This window comes from Nostoc sp. (assembly GCF_036916985.1).
GTDB lineage: Bacteria > Cyanobacteriota > Cyanobacteriia > Cyanobacteriales > Nostocaceae > Nostoc.
In genome coordinates this window covers 24285-43452 of the sequence record NZ_JBALFD010000004.1, presented here as the reverse complement: position 1 = coordinate 43452, position 19168 = coordinate 24285, and the positions used below count along the sequence as shown (strand labels likewise).

General features: G+C 47.1%; 15 protein-coding genes and 1 pseudogene. 7 read left to right on the top strand and 9 right to left on the bottom strand.

Features of this window, described 5'->3' with window-relative positions:
• Positions 1–138 precede the first annotated feature (138 nt).
• The 6 genes and pseudogenes from V7L07_RS00605 to V7L07_RS00580 form a co-directional block, all read left to right on the top strand.
• Positions 139–3867, top strand: coding sequence for a two-partner secretion domain-containing protein (locus V7L07_RS00605; RefSeq protein WP_335054088.1), 3729 nt, complete (start codon positions 139–141; stop codon positions 3865–3867).
• Positions 3868–4350: 483 nt separating this feature from the next.
• Positions 4351–7011, top strand: a complete 2661-nt coding sequence (locus V7L07_RS00600) for a CHAT domain-containing protein (protein ID WP_335054085.1) — start codon at positions 4351–4353, stop codon at positions 7009–7011.
• A 7-nt stretch (positions 7012–7018) separates the two neighbouring features.
• On the top strand, positions 7019–7798 hold the full coding sequence (locus V7L07_RS00595) for a DUF928 domain-containing protein (protein WP_335054083.1): 780 nt from the start codon (positions 7019–7021) through the stop codon (positions 7796–7798).
• Between the two features lie 16 nt (positions 7799–7814).
• Entirely contained in the window at positions 7815–10076 is a 2262-nt protein-coding gene (locus V7L07_RS00590; protein ID WP_335054081.1) for a CHASE2 domain-containing protein, read from the top strand.
• A 6-nt stretch (positions 10077–10082) separates the two neighbouring features.
• On the top strand, positions 10083–10712 hold the full coding sequence (locus V7L07_RS00585) for a response regulator transcription factor (protein WP_335054079.1): 630 nt from the start codon (positions 10083–10085) through the stop codon (positions 10710–10712).
• A gap of 597 nt (positions 10713–11309) precedes the next feature.
• A pseudogene (locus V7L07_RS00580) lies at positions 11310–11561 on the top strand (helix-turn-helix domain-containing protein); the annotation flags it as partial.
• A gap of 211 nt (positions 11562–11772) precedes the next feature.
• Here V7L07_RS00580 and V7L07_RS00575 read toward each other — a convergent pair.
• From V7L07_RS00575 to V7L07_RS00555, 5 genes are all read right to left on the bottom strand, one after another.
• On the bottom strand, positions 11773–12282 hold the full coding sequence (locus V7L07_RS00575) for a malate dehydrogenase (RefSeq protein ID WP_335054166.1): 510 nt from the start codon (positions 12280–12282) through the stop codon (positions 11773–11775).
• A 66-nt stretch (positions 12283–12348) separates the two neighbouring features.
• Positions 12349–12570 (bottom strand): lactate/malate family dehydrogenase, encoded by a 222-nt coding sequence (locus V7L07_RS00570; RefSeq protein ID WP_335054077.1) that lies wholly within the window; start codon positions 12568–12570, stop codon positions 12349–12351.
• Positions 12571–12747: a hypothetical protein gene (locus tag V7L07_RS00565; RefSeq protein WP_335054075.1), complete on the bottom strand. Its 177-nt coding sequence runs from the start codon at positions 12745–12747 to the stop codon at positions 12571–12573. It abuts the gene before it with no gap.
• A gap of 73 nt (positions 12748–12820) precedes the next feature.
• The gene (locus V7L07_RS00560) at positions 12821–14215 is read right to left on the bottom strand and encodes a mercuric reductase (protein WP_335054073.1); all 1395 of its coding nucleotides are present in this window, start codon (positions 14213–14215) and stop codon (positions 12821–12823) included.
• A gap of 191 nt (positions 14216–14406) precedes the next feature.
• The gene (locus tag V7L07_RS00555; protein ID WP_179068804.1) at positions 14407–14784 is read right to left on the bottom strand and encodes a hypothetical protein; all 378 of its coding nucleotides are present in this window, start codon (positions 14782–14784) and stop codon (positions 14407–14409) included.
• Positions 14785–14820: 36 nt separating this feature from the next.
• On the opposite strand from V7L07_RS00555, the gene V7L07_RS00550 reads away from it, so the two are divergent.
• Positions 14821–15036 (top strand): hypothetical protein, encoded by a 216-nt coding sequence (locus V7L07_RS00550; protein WP_335054070.1) that lies wholly within the window; start codon positions 14821–14823, stop codon positions 15034–15036.
• Positions 15037–15139: 103 nt separating this feature from the next.
• Here the strand turns inward: V7L07_RS00550 and V7L07_RS00545 are convergent, their stop codons facing one another.
• The 4 genes from V7L07_RS00545 to V7L07_RS00530 form a co-directional block, all read right to left on the bottom strand.
• The gene (locus tag V7L07_RS00545) at positions 15140–16723 is read right to left on the bottom strand and encodes a GMC family oxidoreductase (RefSeq protein WP_335054068.1); all 1584 of its coding nucleotides are present in this window, start codon (positions 16721–16723) and stop codon (positions 15140–15142) included.
• Positions 16724–16936: 213 nt separating this feature from the next.
• On the bottom strand, positions 16937–17584 hold the full coding sequence (locus V7L07_RS00540; protein WP_335054066.1) for a cysteine hydrolase: 648 nt from the start codon (positions 17582–17584) through the stop codon (positions 16937–16939).
• Between the two features lie 143 nt (positions 17585–17727).
• Positions 17728–17946 (bottom strand): dienelactone hydrolase family protein, encoded by a 219-nt coding sequence (locus tag V7L07_RS00535; RefSeq protein ID WP_335054164.1) that lies wholly within the window; start codon positions 17944–17946, stop codon positions 17728–17730.
• A gap of 307 nt (positions 17947–18253) precedes the next feature.
• Complete coding sequence (locus tag V7L07_RS00530; RefSeq protein ID WP_335054064.1) at positions 18254–19093, bottom strand: alpha/beta fold hydrolase; 840 nt, start codon at positions 19091–19093, stop codon at positions 18254–18256.
• Between the last annotated feature and the right edge of the window lie 75 nt (positions 19094–19168).

Genomic DNA, 19168 nt, shown 5'->3' with positions numbered 1-19168 from the left:
CCAGTATAAGCTTGCCATTACGGCAAACTTTTCCTTTAAGTCACACGAAAGCCTGAATTTTCGTTAAATTTTTTCCAATGGTTAAAAATTTTTCTCACATTATGATTCAAAGGACAACAACGGCATGAGGGTAGCAAGATGAACCGATCGCACTTAAAAGCCTGGGTTTTGACGGTCAGTATCGTGAGTAAATTGCTTTGTGCCCAGTCGAGCGCGGCTCAGGTGATTCCCGATGCGACGCTACCTGTGGGAGAGCGATCGCAAGTTTCTGGTAACCCCAACGTGCAAATTGATGGAGGAGCAAGGCGAGGTGGCAACCTGTTCCATAGCTTTAGCCAGTTTTCGATTCCCACGGGTGGGTCTGCCTACTTCAACAATGCGGTTGATGTGCGGAATATTTTCAGTCGCGTTACGGGTGGGTCAATCTCGAACATTAATGGCTTAATTCGGGCAAACGGGACGGCAAATCTGTTTCTGCTGAACCCCAATGGGATTTTGTTTGGTCCGAATGCGTCACTCAATATTGGCGGTTCGTTTGTGGCGACGACTGCGACTGCGATCGGGTTTCCCAACGGCGAAGTATTCAGCAGCGATACAACGCAACCGTTACCCAGCCAACTCTTGAACGTTAATCCCAATGCCTTGTTTTTCAATCAACTGGCAGCGCAAGCCATCATCAATCGATCGACAGCAAACAACGGAATAGGACTACAGGTGCCAGCGGGTCAAAGCCTGTTGCTAGTTGGTGGCGATGTCCAGTTAGACGGTGGGCAAATCGTGAGTCCGGGCAGTCGAGTGGAGTTGGGTGCCCTAGCTGGACAAGGGATAGTGGGACTGAGTGAAACGACGGGTGATTGGCGGTTGAGTTTTTCCGATAATGTGACGCAAGCAGATATTTCCTTCAGCAACAGCGCTCTGATAGATGTTCGTGCGGGGGGTGGCGGGAGTATTACCGTCACGGCTCGGAACTTGAGCCTGAGCGAAGGGAGTAGACTTCGGGCGGGAATCAGCGACGGATTGGGCTTTGCAGGCGCACAAGCGGGGGACATTCAGCTCAATGCGACAGAAGCAATAAACCTGATTGACGACAGCGTCATCGACAACGAAGTGCGTTCTGGCGGTACGGGTAATTCAGGCAACATCAACATCACTACGGGGTTGCTTTTTGTCACAACGGGCGCTCAACTGCAAGCCTACACGGCTGGACAGGGAAATGCGGGCAATGTGAATATTAATGTCCGTGATCGCGTCTCCTTTGATGGTAGTAACACTGCTATATTCAATGACGTGGAACCAGATGGAGTCGGTAACAGTGGCGATATCAACATCACCACGGGATCACTTTCTCTCACAGGGGAAGCTGAACTGGTTTCCTACACAGCTGGACAGGGGAATGCAGGCAACGTGAATATTAATGCCTATAATACTGTCTCTTTCTCTGGTTATGGCAGTTCTATATTCAATATCGTCTATCCAAATAACGGTGTTGGTAACGCTGGCAATATCAACATCACCACAGGATCGCTTTCTGTCACAGGGGGCGCTCAACTGATTTCTTACACGCCTGGACAGGGAAATGCAGGCAACGTGAATATTGATGCTCGCGATCGCGTCTCTTTTGATGGTGATGATGGAACCTTCACTAGCTCTATCTTCACGCAAGTGTTTCGGGGTGCTGTGGGTGAAGGGGGCGCTGTGACGATCACAACTGGTTCGCTGTTTTTGACCAACGGGGGTGCCCTGTATACCAATAACGTCGGTGGAACAGGCAATGCAGGTCGCGTCACCATTAATGCGCGTGATTCTGTACAGATTCGTGGCGTATCTCCTACTCTTACCGACAACCGCAGTGGTGTATTTACCACGACGGCGGAGGGCGCTGTGGGAGGCGGAGGGGATGTCAGCATCACCACAGGCTCACTCTCTGTTTCTGACCAGGGGAGAATCAACACGAATGCTCAGGGGCAGGGGAATGCGGGCAACATCACCCTCACCACCAGGTCATTGTCGCTCACAGGGGGCGCTCAACTGGTTTCCTCCACTTTTGGACAGGGAGATGCAGGCAGCATAACTATCAACGCCCGCGATCAAGTTTCTTTAGATGGTGGATCTTTAGATGGTGCATTTGCAAGCAGTATTTTCTCACAAGTGGAATCAAGCGGGGTTGGCCGAGGTGGAAATTTGATGATTACCACTGGCTTGCTGTCTTTAATCAATGGAGGTGCTTTGAATACTGCCACGAATGGACGGGGAAATGCTGGTAGTGTCACCATTCAGGCACGTGACTCTGTACAGATTCGTGGTACAGTCCCTAGTAATACTTTTCTTCGCAGTGGGGTGTTTACCACAGCAACACAAGGCTCGGTGGGAGATGGAGGAGATGTCACCATCACCACAGGTTCACTCTCGGTTTCCGAGCAAGGGCAAATCATCACAGACGTTCGATCGCAAGGCAATGCTGGCAATATCCAGATTCAAGCAAGCGATGCTGTTTCGTTTGATAGAGGGGATGCCATCAGCACGCTTTCTGAAGGTGGAGTGGGCAAGGGAGGCAATATTGACATTAGAGGGCGATCGCTTTCAGTTCTCAATAATGCTCGCCTCTCCGCTTCTACCTCTGGTGATGGAGATGCGGGCAATGTTACCGTCAGCGCCGACACGGTGGGCGTGAGTAGTGGTGGGCAACTGCTTACCACTACGTCAAGTAACGGTCGTGCAGGTGACATCACGGTGAATACGCCTGACTTGCAACTCAGTGGAGCAACCAGTGGTTTATTTGCTGGCACCAACAGCATTGGAAATGCAGGCAATTTGACCGTTCAGCCACGCGGTGACGGACAAAGTGTGCGGGTAAACCTTCAGGATGGCGCACAGATTTCTGCCTCCACTTTCAACAGGGGGAAGGGAGGAGAGTTGACCATTACTGCCCCTGACTCCATTACGTTAACCGGGAACGGTTCGGTGATTGCTGCTGGAACGGATGCCAGCGGCGATGGTGGAAACTTGAATCTCCGCACTCGAAACCTCAACATCCAAAACCAGGCACAAGTCACTGTCAGCAGTTCGGGTACCGGCAGTGCAGGCAACTTGTTTGTCGATGCCGATCGCATCTTTCTCAAAAATCAAGGCAGCATTCGAGCCGACACATCGGGGGGTGGAGGCAATATTAATTTGCGATCGCCCCTGATTCTCTTACGCAATGGCAGCAACATTACAACGAATGCTACAGGAGCCAACATTCCTGGCGGCAACATTGGGATCGATACGCGCTTTTTGGTGGCGGTGCCGAACGAAGATAGCAACATCAGCGCCAACTCTGAAGACTTTCGCGGTGGTAATGTTCGCATCAACGCCTTTTCAATCTTTGGTATCCAGCCCCGTTTGGTTTCCACCCCTTTGAGTGATATCACTGCAACAGGTGCGACCTCTGCGCTGAGTGGCACGACCAATGTGAACACCGCAGGCATTGACCCAACTTCTGGATTAGTCGCGTTGCCCACTGACTTTGTAGATCGTTCTGGTTTGATTGCCCAAGGGTGTCCTGCCAATCAAGGGAATTCTTTCGTGATCAGCGGTCGCGGAGGCTTGCCGCCTACACCGGAACAGCAATTAGATGATGATGCCAACTGGCAGGATCGGCGCAGGCTGGTTGCAAATCAACAGGTAGATGGGGCAGGACAAGGGGACACGGAAACTGCTTCACTTCTTAATTCTCCTGCACTTCCCCACACCCCCATCATCGAAGCTACCAGATGGCTGATAACTCGTACTGGAGAAATCTCCCTGGTTGCCAGCACTCGTGACCCAACGGTGCAGAATCGGTTGAAATGGTCAGGAGTCTGTTCACGAGGGGAAAGCAGTAGATAGCGCTGAGTTCCGAGTGCTGTTAGCGGAAGCGGGGCGTTTAGCCCGTGCTGAGTTAAAAAAAGACCACCCACGTTCGCGCAGCGTCTCGCAGAGAGGGGTGGGGTATCAACCTTCTCCAGTATTATAAAGATTCCGCCCACAAGGGGCGGGGCATTTACCAAGTGCAAAAGTACTGAGTATTTCTTAATTTACTCAGGACTCAGCACTCAGGACTCAGCACTCAGCACTGAGTCGGTAAACAGCTTAAGTAAGTAAACTTACTCATCTTCCCTAGCTTGATTGAACAAAACCTGCGATGATGTTACTTGGGATGTCACAAACAGACAGCTGTTTACGCAAGTACTAGAGAGCCTCATACCTGAGATGAATCAAGGATACAGGAACAGGCGAATCAATCAGGGATTGTCTAAAATGCAGCGCCTCTCGTTAAATCGGGGGTGGCTACAATCTTTTCGATTTGCTCTGGTAGGGTTTTTCATCGCAATGGGCCTTCATACTGGAATTACGGTTGCGCTAGATGACACTCATGACCGCAAGGTAGAAAACCAAGGACAATCTGTAGAAATTATATCCCAGTCTCCTCAGTATTCTACAATTCCACCAGCCCAGCTTGTGCAGCAGGCAGAAGAACGCTATAGGGCAGGGCAACTTTCAGATGCGATCGCCCTCTGGCAACAGGCAGCCGCTCGTTACGAAACTAGCGGCGATCGTCTCAATCAGGGGCTGGTATGCAGCTTTCTTGCCATTGCATTTAATGATCTGGGACAGCAGACACAAGCTCAAGGGAAGATCGAGCAAGCTATCTCGCTATTAACCGCCCAAAACTCGGTAGCCAATTCACAGACTGCTTCCGTGCTTGCCCAAGTGTTGACTATCCAGGGAGAGTTACAACTCACTCATGGTCAAGCATCCGAGGCTTTTGAAACCTGGCAAGCAGCGATCGCTGCCTATCGCCAAGCAGGCGACATCACTGGTATTCTCGGTAGCCAGATTAATCAAGCCAGAGCCTTACAAGCAGACGGACTTTACAAACGAGCAGCCAATCTTTTGACACAAGTAGAACAGTCGCTGCAAAATCAGCCTGATAGTCGTTTTAAGGTGACGGAGTTGCGAAATCTGGGTAAGCTTTTGAGGTTAGTGGGCAACCTGGCTCAATCTCGGACTGTTTTGCAGCAGAGTCTAGCGATCGCCCAGAAACTGCAAGACGATACACCGCAATCGGCATCTGAGCGCAGCGGCATTCTCTTGAGTCTGGGTAACACGACCCGCGCTCAGGGAGACACAGATACTGCCCTAGCTTTTTATCAAAAAGCGATCGTCATCGCTCCCTCCCTTATCGCAAAAACTCAGATTCAACTTGCCCAGTTAAGTTTGCTAATTGACAGCGCTCGACCAGTAGAGTCTCAACGTCTATTTACACAAATTCAATCCCAGCTTGCCCAGTTACCGCCTGGTCGTCTGGCGGCATATACCCGCATCAATTTAGCTCGAAGCCTGATCAAGTTGGCAACGGATGATAAAACAGATGAAACGGATAAACATTTCAGACTTTCAACCAGTAATCCATCCGCCTCATCTACTCCCAAATTCGTGGCTCAATGGCTCCAAACCTCAGCTCAAGAACTAGCGATCGCGATTCAACAAATTCGTTCTTCAGGTGATTCTCGTGCTGAATCCTATGCCCTTGGCGCTTTGGGTAGTTTGTATGAAACAACCCATCAATGGAACGATGCTAAAACTCTAACCCAACAAGCACTGAGTCTAGCTCAATCCATTGATGCCCCCGACATTGCCTATCAGTGGCAGTGGCAGCTGGGACGAATTTTTTGTCAAGGTAAACAGCCCTGCCCTTCCATTGGAAATCTGCACAATGCAACGATCGCCTATGGTTCAGCGGTCAAATTGCTGCAATCCCTCCGTAGTGATCTGGTTGCGGTAAGCCAGGATGTGCAGTTTTCATTCCGAGAAAGTGTCGAACCTGTCTATCGACAATTTGTGGAACTGCTGTTGCAGTCTGACGGTGATGCACCCAGCCAGGAAAACCTGAAACAGGCACGCGAGACGATCGAAGCACTCCAGTTGGCAGAACTCGACAACTTCTTCCGAGAAGCCTGCACCAATGCCCGTCCGGTAAAAATTGACCAGATTGATCCTCATGGGGCAGTGATCTATCCAATGATTCTGCCCAGCCAGTTGGCGGTGATTCTGGCGTTGCCCAATCAGCCTTTGCGATATTACAAAACGCCCGTTCTGCAAGTTGAAGTAGAACGCATTTTGACACAGATGCGCCAATCGCTTAGACCTACAGCCTTTGTGGAAGATTGGTTGCCTAGTGTTCAACAGGTCTATAATTTGCTCCTGCGTCCGTTCGCGGCTGAACTGGCGACAAGTGAGATCAAAACCCTCGTATTTGTGCCTGATGGATTGCTGCGTAGTTTGCCAATGGCAGCCCTGCACGATGGTCAGCAGTATTTGATTGAAAAATATAGCATCGCGCTAACTCCCGGTCTCCAGTTGCTTCAAACCCAACCACTGGAGCGTCAACGGTTGCAAGGATTATTAGCCGGATTGACGCAAGCGCGGGGAGGATTTGCGGCATTGCCCAATGTTGCAGTGGAAATTGCTCAAGTTAAATCAGAAATTCCAGCGCAAGTGCTGCTAGATCAATCATTCACAAATGGCTCATTTGAAAAAACGATTGATTCTAATCGTTCAGCCATCGTTCACCTGGCAACCCACGGCGAGTTTAGCTCGAATGCAGACAAAACCTTCATCTTGACCTGGGATGGACGCATTAACGTTAGACAATTGGATCAACTGCTTCGTTCTAGAGAAGGAAAACTCAACCCGATCGAATTGCTAGTTCTCAGTGCCTGCCAAACGGCAACGGGCGATCGCCGTGCAGCCCTGGGGATGGCAGGTGTGGCAGTGAGATCGGGAGCGCGCAGTACCATCGCTTCCTTGTGGTCTGTGGGCGATCGCTCCACAGCTTCTTTGATGATTGAGTTTTATCGTGAGTTAGGAAAGCCCGAAGTGACGAAAGCCGAGGCGTTGCGTCGCGCTCAGATCAGCTTGTTGCATCAAGACGATTACACCTCGCCTTACTACTGGGCACCGTTTGTTCTTTTAGGAAATTGGTTGTAAAAACGTGATGTCTCACCTCAAAACCCTGCTGTATCGTCTGCCCATTGGCATTGTTCTGACGTTAGAACTGGCGATCGCGCCCGGTATTGCTTCGCCAACCCCGTCCCAATCTCTCTTTGCGAATCAATCTACCATCCAACTCGCCCAGAGTAATCCACCACCGCCACCCACAAATCCAGATAGCTCATCGGCAGGGGGACGGCGTGATCCATCCAACTGCCCTCAAGATGTGGAAGCGGCAACAAGCAGCCCGTTGCTGACTGCCCTCAGCCCCACAACTAAACCAGGCTTCACCTTATCAGAGCGCCCTACGTTTCTCGTCTACGTGCCAAAAACCAGCGCGAAGAATGCAGAATTTAGCCTCCGCAGTCGAGAGAGTCGCGGGATTTATCGCACCACGGTTGCTTTGACCAACACTCCCAACCTGATCAACCTCACCCTGCCAACCCAAACACCGCCTTTAACTGTAGGTCAGCCCTATACCTGGTCGTTTGCCATCATTTGCAATCCAAATGATCGCCTGGAGGATCGCTTTGTCACAGGTATGGTTCAGCGCATTGAATTCGACTCCGCTCGCTTACGTCAAATTCAGCAAGCATCACTCAAAGAACAGGTGGCACTCTATCAGAAAGCAGATGTCTGGTACGATGCTCTTGCCGTTCTGTATCAGTTGAGGCGCAGCCAAATGAATGACCCAAGTATCAACACCGCTTGGCGTGAACTGTTGCAATCAGGGGGAGTCGATACCATGATTAATAGCAACTTAGAGAAAGAAAACCCGCGTTGAGCGATCGCCTTAACTTATGTGGACAACTCTGAAACAGCAAATTTGGCGATGGAATGGGGTCTTAATCACAGTCCCCAGCATTGCTGGGAGTTTGTTGGTTTTACGGTTAACTGGCGCACTGCAATTCATGGAGCTAATCGCGCTGGATCAGATGTTTCGTTTGCGTCCCTCTGAACCAGTTGATTCGCGGATTGTCCTTGTGACAATTGATGAGTCAGATATTAAGCAGCTTGGAAAATGGCCCATGTCTGATGCGGTGCTGGCTCAACTTATTTCATCCATCAAACAACAGCAACCGAGAGTCATTGGATTAGACATCTTTCGAGATTTACCTGTAGAACCCGGTCATCAAGCCTTAGCGAAGGTCTTTACCACTACATCCAACTTAATTGGGATTGAGAACGTGATTAAAGCGGCAAACGGTGAAGTTGTTTCAGCCGCACCACTCTTAAAACAGCGTGATCAAGTCAGCGCCAGTGATCTGCTGTTGGACAGAGATGGTCGGGTGCGCCGCAGCCTGCTATATTTAAGAACTCAGGACAATCGCTCAATCTTTACGCTGGGCGCACGTCTGGCATTCTTTTACCTTGACAAACAAGGTATTTACCGTCAACCTCTTAACCCTAAACAGACGAAGTTTCGATTGGGTCGAGCCATTTTTACGCCATTGCAGCCCAATGATGGTGGTTATTTAGGGATGGATGCAGGCGGATATCAGATTTTGTCAAATTTTCCCAAATTCCGGCATGGGTTTCACACGATCGCGCTCACGGATGTTTTGCAGGGACGATTGCCACGCGATTTGGTACGTGACCGTATCGTCTTGATTGGGGTAACCGCAGAAAGCCTGAAAGACAAGTTTTTTACGTCCTACACCACCGGCTCTACTGCCGTACCCTCTGGTGTTGAAGTTCACGCGCTGTTAACCAGCCAACTGTTGAGCGCGGCGTTAGATGGACGATCTCTACTGCAAACCTGGTCAGAACCGATGGAATGCCTGTGGATCGTTGTTTGGTCAATCATTGGAGCCGTCATCGGCTGGACAGCTTCATCACCGCGAGAAACCGGATTGAAAATTGTACTGTTGGGCATCGCTCTTTGGGGTGGAGCCTACGGTTTCTTTCTAGTGGGTTGGTGGGTGATCATCGTGCCACCCCTGCTGGCTTTTGTAGGATCTGCCATTACCAGCAATACCTATCTGCTGTGGGAAAATCTCAAGGAGTACGCCCGCACGTTGGAACAAAAGGTGGAAGAGCGAACCCTGAAACTAGAGGAAGAGATTGTTGAACGAAAACAGGCACAAGAGACTTTAAGCCAGCAAAAACAGCTTCTCCAGACCATCGTGGATCATATTCCGGTGATGATTACGCTTTACGATGTCACGGGGCGCGTTGAGTTTATCAATCATCAGTTTGAGCAAATTTTGGGTTGGTCAGCTACCGATTTGCACAATATTGATCTAGTTGCTGAATGTAGTTCTGATTCAGAACAGCGACAGCAAATTTTAGACCACATGTTAGCCGCTACCGGCACCTGGTTAGATTTAAAAATTAGAACAAAAGACGATCGCTTTGTCAACACTGCTTGGGCAAATGTTCAACTTGCCAATCGTCTATTTGTGGGCATTGGACAGGACATCAGCGATCGCAAACGTGCTGAAGAAGCTTCCATTCTGGATGAGCGCAACCGAATGGCGCGGGAAATACACGATATTCTGGCACAGGCTTTTACGGGCATTCTGCTGCATGTGGGAGCCGCGATGGAACTCATCATCAAAAAACCAGATAAAGCAGAAGTACACCTGGAAACTGTAGATGAATTGGCGCGTACAGGACTGGCTGAAGCACGGCGATCAGTGACGGCACTGCGACCCAAACTATTGGAAGAGGGCAATTTATTTGATGCTCTTAAACGCTTAACTAATCAAATGAAATTATCTACAAATACCCAAATCACCTGTGAAATCATTGGTGCTACCTATCCTTTGCCACCCAATGTGGAAAATCATTTACTACGGATTGGACAAGAAGCATTAACTAATGCCATTAAATATGCTCACGCCACTCAAATTAACGTTGAATTAATTTGTGAGGAGTCTCAGTGTTTGTTACGAATTAAAGATAATGGACAGGGATTTACCATTGATCAAGTCTCTGTCAATAAAGGATTTGGGTTATTGGGTATGAGTGAACGGGTAGAGCAAATTGGCGGTGAATTAGTCATCCAAAGCCATCCAGGTCAAGGTACAGAAATTGTTGTCGTTGTCAATCGGGAGTAAGCAGCCGTGAATCAAACAAACATCATTCGCATTCTGATCGTAGATGACCATGCCATCGTCCAACAAGGATTAATTGCCATCATTGATGAAGAATCGGATATGACGGTGGTTGGTCAAGCACAAAATGGAATTGAGGCGATCGAGTTGTTTCGCAAAGAGCAACCAGATGTCACCTTGATGGATTTGCGAATGCCTGAAATGGGAGGTGTTGAAGCAATTATGGCGCTTTGCACTGAATTTAACACAGTGCGCATCATTGTATTAACCACCTACGATGGCGATGAGGATATTTATCGAGGGTTACGAGCGGGAGCAAAAGGTTACTTGCTCAAAGATTCTAAACCCAGTGAACTACGAAGCGCGATTCGCACTGTTCACGCCGGTCAGCAATATATTCCACCCCATGTTGGTGCTAAATTAGTGCAGCGCATGAACAATCCAGAATTGACCGATCGCGAATTAGAAGTCCTGCTATTAGTCGCTCAAGGCATGAGCAATTTAGAAATTAGTGTTGCCTTAACGATTACTGAAAGCACTGTCAAATCGTTTGTCAACCGAATTTTAAGTAAGTTGGGGGCTAAAGACCGCACCCAAGCAACCATTATTGCCCTAAAACGAGGGCTTACCACCGTATAAGCTTACTACCGCCAACTTAGGATTGCTCAAAGCCTCAAACTTAAGGTTGATCAAAACCCCTACCTCCAGATCCACCAAGGATTAGCATGACTGCGTAAGTTTGTAAGTTGTACTTTAGTTCAAACTTGGATACCAACTTTAGTTAGAGCCAAGCTGCCATTTTGAGATGGATTGCTTCATCAATCGCTTTGTTGGGAAGAAGTGTAAACTCTGAGTGGACGACAAGTGAGAGTCAATTGCCTATATTGAACTCATGCAAACACAGCGACCTTTTCGATAAAATTTAATACCGTTTATTAAATCAGTATAATTGGTGGTAATTTTTATTACTTTAATAAGTGTAATTACGAATTACAAATTATTTAATTAGTAACCAATTCATATTTCGATGAGGACAGAATTATGACATCGGCCCTATTTCTACTTAAGCATGATTTCAAGCATCTAAACGTGTCAAGTCAAGTTGATGATTCTGGTAATTCTTCTATCAATCATGCTTTCACGGCTGTTGCACTAGAAGTTGTTGAATTACTTCAACATGTCTACCCTAATCAAGCAGAAGTTATCAGTTCTACTAAGACGATGGACTGCGATCGCTCAGAAACCGTTACCATTCGAGCGATTGAGCCAGAATACAGGCAAATCATTGAGATTGAACCATTGACCGAGCGTGAGTTAGAGGTGTTGCAATTGATTGTTGATGGATATAGTAATTCCCTAATTGGTGAAAAACTATATATCAGCACAGGTACAGTAAAGACCCATGTCCGAAATATTTTGAAGAAGCTCTGTGCTGGCGATCGTACCCAGGCAGCGATTCGCGCTCTCCGCTCTGGTCTTGTTTACTAAATCAACTTGGATTGAAATCGAATAAGTAGGTGAGCGGAAATAATCATTACTGGCTCGTAGTTGCGGTTTAATTATAAAGCGCAACTACGAGCCGAATACAGAGATTTTACTTTTCGTTACATGGTTTGGTTTATTATCGCCAACTTACTTACACGCTTGTTAAGCGTCAACTCCTAAAGTAAAGAACGATTTCTTCCTTTTTCAGCAACCCCTAATTATGCAAAAAATTATGGGCTTCATTGAGTTTCTTGGCTGATTCTTCTAATAAGCGTTGTTCAAGAGCATTTCTTGATAACAGCAGTTGGCGCTCAATACCTGTTGAGCCAATGATGCATGGAAGTCCAAGAACAACTTCACTGCCAACTCCATAGTTAGAATCTGCTCTAGCCGATACTGGAAATATCTGCTTTTCATCTCGCAGGATTGTATCAACTAACTGACAAACTACTGTTGATATACCATAGCTTGTATTTCCTTTGCGTTCAAAAATATTATTATAGCCTCGTTTACGAGTTAACTGTGCGTACTCTTGCTGAATTTGTTCTAGCGTTGTTCCTTGTGGTATGGGAAATTCAGTTAACGGAATTCCCCCAATAAATGCACTAGACCAAACGACAAATTCACTGTCTCCATGCTCTCCAATCACATAAACATGAACGTCTTGTTTGGCAATATTTAGTCGCTTTCCAAGTTGATATCTCAGTCTGGCAGTATCAAGAATGGTTCCCGAACCGAAAATTAGGTTTTCGGCTCTGGTGGAAGTAGCGATGTCTACGACGGTCTACGCCTACGCAATCCGCGTGAGTACATCCACTGGATTACTAACTATAAGTACGATTGAATTCGGTGCAACTCGATCCAATTCTTTCATTGTCGAACGTATAATCTCTGCATTGTCGCTCAATATATCTAATCGCGTCTGTCCTTGTTTTTGCTGCACCCCAACAGTCACAATAATGATATCTGAATCAGCTAGATATTCATACTGATTTGATGGTATAATCTCCATCTATTTAAGTAAGGGAATGCTGTCTTCAATATCCCATGCTTGCCCCTCAGCTTTTGATAAGGTTCGGTCAAAAAGGACGACCCTTACACATCTACCGAGTAAAACTAAAGCATTTGCAACGTCGGCACCTACATTACCTGCACCAATAATACCGACTTTAGATGTTTTACTAATCATGCTATATCTACTTGACCTTCAAGAGTGAGATGTCGTTTGTTTGCTAAGTCCTTGGACTACAATTGCTGTCTTTTTACAACTTGGAAAACAATATATTTAACCCTTCGGTCATCGTGGGATGTGTCAAAATACCATCGCGCAGAACGGTGTAGGGCATCTGAGCTTGCATCACCATCTGCACTGTTGAAATCACTTCACCTGCTTCATAACACAACAGGGAACACCCTAGAATACGACCTGTATCTGTATCTACGATCGCCTTCAGAAGTCCATCAGTTTGACCGAGTGTTTTCGCTCTAGGAACGGCTGACGCATCTACCTTCGCCACGCGGATAGCATATCCTTGTTGCTGTGCTTCAGTTTCAGTCAAACCCACATGAGCCAGTTCTGGATCGATGAATAGACACGATGGAACCAATCGATCCCGTGTACTCCGGTTGCCCCCATCAATTAAATTAGCTTTGATAATGCGATAATCGTCGAGCGATATATGGGTGTATTGCGGGCCGCCATTGATATCGCCTAACGCCCAAATTCCGGGTATGTTCGTCTCCAAGCGATCGCTAACTTGAATAAATCCGCGTGTATCGGTTGCCACATCAGCAGCAGCTAAATTTAAGCTCTCGGTATTGGGCGCACGACCAACGGCGACGAGCAAATGCGAACCTTGGAGGGTGATTTCACGATCGCCAACTTGGATTTGCAGGATGGTTTCATTACCAGTGCGATCAACCCTCAACACCTTCGCTTTCAGCAAGAATTCAATACCATCTTGTTCTAGCAGTGTTTGAACTGCGATCGCTATATCTGGATCTTGCTGTGACAGAATTTGCTCACTTTGCCCAATGACAGTAACGCCACAGCCAAAGCGCCGAAACATCTGGGCAAACTCTAAACCAATATAGCCACTACCGATAACAATCAGGTGTTCAGGCAAGTATTCTAGCTCCATGATCGACTCACTCGTTAAAAACTCAACTTCTGTGAGTCCGGGAATGGATGGAATTAACGGTCGTGTGCCTGTATTAATAAATAACCGTTCGGCGGTAAGTAAGCGATTGTTCCCCTCAGTCGTCGTTACTGCGATCGTTTTGGGAGCAACAAACCTTGCTTCGCCAATGATCAAGTTTTTATCAAGAGCCGTTTCTAGATTGTGCAAGTTCATTTCACGCATCCCTTGCACAACCGCTCGTTTTCGTTGGATCACCTCTGCTAAATTAACGCTGGGTGTATTGGTTTTAACACCATAAGCGGCACTGTTTCGCACTGTGTTTGCTACATTGGCACTCGCCACCATAGTTTTAGTAGGAATGCAGGCGATATTGATGCAACCGCCACCAATCATGTTTAAACTGCGTTCAACCAGAGCGGTTTTACGTCCGTCAGCGACCAGCGCTGGTGCAAGTGTTTTACCCGCCTTGCCGCCGCCGATAATAATATCGTCATAGTGTTGAGTGTCCACTTCCATATCCTTTGAGTTTGTTGAAGTCAGAATGGGCTAAACGCCCCACTACTGCTAACAGGAATCAGAATTCAGGAGTCAGAATCAAGACGCGTAGCTTGCTAACCCTGCGTTCGCAAAGCGTCTCACAGAGAAAGCACCGCTTTTTCGGTCAGAATTCAAAAGAATTCTGATTCTTGACTCCTGAATTTTGTAAGTCAACTTTTTCTACAATTTTGCCGCATCAAGATACGGTTATTTTTATATACCTCTAAAGTTCCAGACTGTGGGTTATCCAACGTGCCATCCCATACCCAATATTCATAAATTCCATTCCGAAATTTATACACTCGAACACCTTCTGTCGCTTTGCTAGTTCCTTTACCCAAACTTAAATTACCGTTGGGATTGGTCGCGCGATAGAGCAGTTCACCTGAAGTATAATTCCGCCAAATATTTATGTTGTAGCCACCCTGGCATTTCGTACTCAAGACGATGCCAGCAGTAGAGTCAGCAGAAGCTCTTAAGGAACAATTAGTTAATACACTAATTGGCAGAGCAAGGAATAATGCGGATATTTTTAGTAGTCTTTTCATTGTGTTCAAGAGTATTGAAAAACTAATTAGACGGTATTGGCTATATATCCAAAGTTTATCAGTGCTGCGTTAAGTGCAAGTGCCATCCAATTCTCAAAGATTGAGGTCGGACAAATCCGGGATGATCGTCAAGACGATAACCCAGTATCCAGTTTGCGATCGCCTCCCCGTTGTAAGATAGAATACTTGACTTCTGTAAAACGGTATAATTTGCATACTAGTTCCGCACCCAAAGCTGTTTCTTCAACGTAGGAATGACTGCGTGGGGAAGAGATTTTTTACTAGTCATTGTAATTTTCATGTTCAAAAAATTCAAATTGTTACATTTCTGCTAGATAAGTTGTACAGTTCTGTGTTAACTTGCGATCGCCTTTGGCGCTGCGCTTCGGGCGATCGCTAAAGATGTTTGCTGTGAAATACCACCTGCGGCTTTAATTAAATCTGCGGCTTTTTCGCCAATCATAATAGTGGGCGCATTCGTATTTCCGGTAGTGATTGTTGGCATGATGGATGCATCCACGATACGCAACCCCTTAACCCCATATACACGAAGTTGTGGGTCTACAACTGCCATTGGATCGATACCCATTTTGCAGGTGCCGACTGGATGATACACCGTATTGCAAACTTCTCGCACGTAAGCAACGAGTGCTTCATCGCTCTGCTTATCTTTACCAGGAGCGACTTCCTCACCGCGAAATTCATCAAAGGCACTTGTATGGAACAAATCACGCATTAATTTAATCCCAGCAACGAGCTTTTGCACATCGGCTTCACTTTGCAGAAAGTTTAGCCGAATCATCGGTGCGTCTTGGGGGTCGGATGAACGCAAACTGACACTCCCAATATTTTGGGGATGGGTCAAACAGACTAGACTTGTGAATCCTAAACCAGAGTGAGCATAGCCAGGGGGTGCAAACACAATCGGGCCGAAGAGAAACTGTAAATCTGGTGCAGCATCCACATTACCCTGAGTATGCAAAAACAAACTAGCTTCCGCAATACTACTGCTGCTGGCTGTGTGTAAATCTTTGGTTGCTTCGTATACCACAGGTACGACAGGGTGATCCTGAAGATTTTGACCGACACCCGGCAACTCAACTACTACCGGAATTCCCAATGCTTGCAGGTGTTCTGCATTCCCAATGCCAGAAAGCATCAGCAGCTTAGGCGAATCGAACGCACCAGCACTTAAAATTACTTCCTGGTTAACCTTGACTTGATGCAGTGTTCCTTCGTGCAGGTATTCCACGCCAACGGTACGCGTGTCCTCAAACAACAATCGAGTCACCAAAGCTTTTGTGATTACAGTCAAATTGGGACGCTGGAGAATGGGTAAGAGAAAAGCAGCTGCGGTGCTGTGACGCTTACCATCCTTGATTGTCAACTGATAGAGTCCTGCACCTGACTGCTGCATCGCATTGGCATCAGGATTATTTGGATATCCCATTGCAACTGCTGCATCGACAAAGCGTTGGGATACCACAGCAGGGGCAATGAGATCGGTCACGCTCAATTCCCCGTCAACGCCGTGGTATTCGGAAGCACCGCGTTGCTGATGCTCGGATTTCTTGAAATAAGGCAGTACATTTTGGTAACTCCAGCCGGGATTCCCTAATGACTGCCAGTGGTCATAATCGTGATGATTGCCCCGCATATAAATCATGAAATTAATCGAACTGCTGCCACCCAAGACTTTGCCACGGGGACAAAAAATTTGGCGATCGTTGAGGTATGGTTCTGGCTCAGAGAAGTATGCCCAGTCAACTTCGGAGCCGAGTAAGCTGACGCATTCTGCTGGGATTTGAATCTCCGGTTTAGTATCTGGGTTGCCAGCTTCGAGTAATAACACGGTTGTTTCACTGTCTTCTGTCAGACGGTTGGCGACTACACAACCTGCCGAACCTGCACCAATTACAATGTAGTCATATTGAGTCATAACATTCTCCTTTTCAGTTGTTTGTAGTAGATAAATTTAGTGTTCTGTTAATTTTTGGGAGATGGATAGATGCGATGAGATTCTCCTTTTGTTTGTATGAATTATGTTTGTGCGATCTGGTTTGTTGCATCATGTATCACTAGGACGACAACTAACACTTCTTTCACAACGCAGATGTTTTCATGAGTGTTGTAAAATTAATGAGTTTGATGATTACTCCATTGCTGCTACAACCTCGTCTGTAGACAGAACTGCATTGGCGATATACCCAAAGTTGATCAGTGCTGCCTTATAGCCGTCGCCCAGTTCCGGATGCCGAGGGGCTGCTGTTGCATCCTTGACAACAAGAACCTCAAATCCCTGTTCGAGCAATTCGCGTAGGTGAGCTTCAACACAAAGATTCGCCAACATTCCGAGTAGAATGACTTTGCTGATGTTGCGTTTACGTAGTTGCAAAACCAGGTCGTTGGTTTGCGGCCCATAGACTTTGTGAGGACTAGCCACAATCGTCTTACCATCCTCAATGAAGGGCTTATAGCGAGCGAGCCAGTCAGCACCCGATCCCAGAAATCCATCTAGGCTCAACGCACCACGGCGATCAAACTCCTTAACCTCAAGCATCATTTGCTCTAGGTTGCCGGCAAATTTCCAATTATGATCGGTGGGGTAGTAATAGTGAGGGGAGATAAAAACCTCGAATTCATGCTGCTTTGCGGCTTTAAAGATTCGCTCGATGTTCTCGACGGTGTTGTTATCTTTAACACTCTCACCCACCAAATCCCAGGAAACCCCTTTTTCGCTCAAGACATCGTTTTGCGGATCGATGACGACTATTGCGGTGTCATTCTTGTTGATGTTCATGGTTTTTCTCGTTGCTTGTTGATTTTCACCGTTCTCTTTCTTAAAAACCACCCGCGATATGCAGCGTTTTCCCAGTGATTCAGAATATCTTGGTTGCCAGATAATTCGCCCACAGCGAATTATCTGGCAGTAGTCGCACTATTTCAGACTTTGACACCACTGCCTAAATGCTGTTTTAAAAACGCCAAGGTGCGATTGCGTGCTAATTCTGCGGCTTCTTGGCGATAAGCGGAACTACCCACGCGACTAAACCCATGACTCACTCCTTCATAGCGATAGATTGTTACCAAGGGGTTGTCTTTCAGTCCTTGCTGAATGGACGCTTGAGCAGTTGGTGACACAAACTCGTCATTTTCATCCAGATGCGAATAGCGCTAAGAAAAGATACAGCCCTTGCTCTGACTGGTTCCCAGCCTCTAGGCTAGGAAACCATTCTGGGAGGCTCCGCCTCCAGTAGCTTGACAAGAGGCAGAGCCTCTTTTAAATACATTCCCAGCCTGGAGGCTGGAAACAAGACTACACAAGCCTTTAGGCTTTTCTTAGTGCCATTCCATCCAGATGCAATATCAACCTCGCTTCGGGGCTAATTTTTTTCGCTAACCCCACACCCGCCCCGAAGGGGCTTTATAAAACCTCAAGCCACGATCAAAGCGGGCTTGGGAATGCTAGTTAATTTCCCTGTTTGAGAAAGTCCAGTAGTACAGGGTTGACCTGATCTGCATGAGTCCAGTTGATTGCGTGCGGTCCACTAGGTATCACCACTAGCCGACTATCTTTAATCAGCTTTGGTAGCCTAGCTCCGGTGGAATGATACGGGAGAATGCGATCGGCATCACCCTGAATAATTAAGGTCGGCACATCAATGTGGGGTAGGTCATCACGGAAGTCAGTCAGCCAAGACTGTACACAGTCTAGAGTTCCCTTGGCGGAAGCTTCGACTGCAACATTCCAGCTAAGTCGGATGGCATCATCGCTGATGCGATCGCCATGAAACACATCAACGTTATAAAAGTCTTTGAGAAATGTAGATAGATATGCTGGACGGTCTGCGACAATTGCCTTCTCAATCCCGTCAAAAACGCTGCGATCGACACCTTCAGAGTTATCGTCCGTCTTCAGCAAGAAGGGCGGTACTGGAGCCATTAGAACTGCTTTACTGACACGCTCCGAGCCATACTTGCCAAGATAGCGAGTCACTTCGCCTGTCCCCATCGAGAAGCCGACCAACACGATATCCCGCAGGTCGAGTTCTGTTATTAGCTTATTTAAATCTGCCGCGAAGGTGTCGTAGTCATAGCCAGATGATGGCTGACTGGAGTCGCCAAATCCTCGGCGATCGTAAGTGATGACTCGATAACCTGCTGACAGCAAAATTGCCACCTGTTTCTCCCAAGAATGACCACTCAGAGGAAATCCGTGGATCAACACGACTGGTTGACCTGAGCCAAGGTCTTCGTAGTAGATATCAATATTGCCAGAGTTTTCTTTACCAACTGTAATGTAAGACATTGAGATTCTCCTTTTGTTTGGATGAATTATGTTTCTGTGATCTAGTTTGCTGCGTCATGTATCACTGGACGATAG

Bases quoted from the DNA above. Each gene is read 5' to 3' on its own strand.
- V7L07_RS00605 (WP_335054088.1), top strand. From the start codon at position 139: ATGAACCGATCGCACTTAAAAGCCTGGGTTTTGACGGTCAGTATCGTG.
- V7L07_RS00600 (WP_335054085.1), top strand. From the start codon at position 4,351: ATGGGCCTTCATACTGGAATTACGGTTGCGCTAGATGACACTCATGAC.
- V7L07_RS00595 (WP_335054083.1), top strand. From the start codon at position 7,019: ATGTCTCACCTCAAAACCCTGCTGTATCGTCTGCCCATTGGCATTGTT.
- V7L07_RS00590 (WP_335054081.1), top strand. From the start codon at position 7,815: ATGTGGACAACTCTGAAACAGCAAATTTGGCGATGGAATGGGGTCTTA.
- V7L07_RS00570 (WP_335054077.1), bottom strand. From the start codon at position 12,570: ATGGAGATTATACCATCAAATCAGTATGAATATCTAGCTGATTCAGAT.
- V7L07_RS00565 (WP_335054075.1), bottom strand. From the start codon at position 12,747: ATGATTAGTAAAACATCTAAAGTCGGTATTATTGGTGCAGGTAATGTA.
- V7L07_RS00560 (WP_335054073.1), bottom strand. From the start codon at position 14,215: ATGGAAGTGGACACTCAACACTATGACGATATTATTATCGGCGGCGGC.
- V7L07_RS00555 (WP_179068804.1), bottom strand. From the start codon at position 14,784: ATGAAAAGACTACTAAAAATATCCGCATTATTCCTTGCTCTGCCAATT.
- V7L07_RS00545 (WP_335054068.1), bottom strand. From the start codon at position 16,723: ATGACTCAATATGACTACATTGTAATTGGTGCAGGTTCGGCAGGTTGT.
- V7L07_RS00540 (WP_335054066.1), bottom strand. From the start codon at position 17,584: ATGAACATCAACAAGAATGACACCGCAATAGTCGTCATCGATCCGCAA.
- V7L07_RS00530 (WP_335054064.1), bottom strand. From the start codon at position 19,093: ATGTCTTACATTACAGTTGGTAAAGAAAACTCTGGCAATATTGATATC.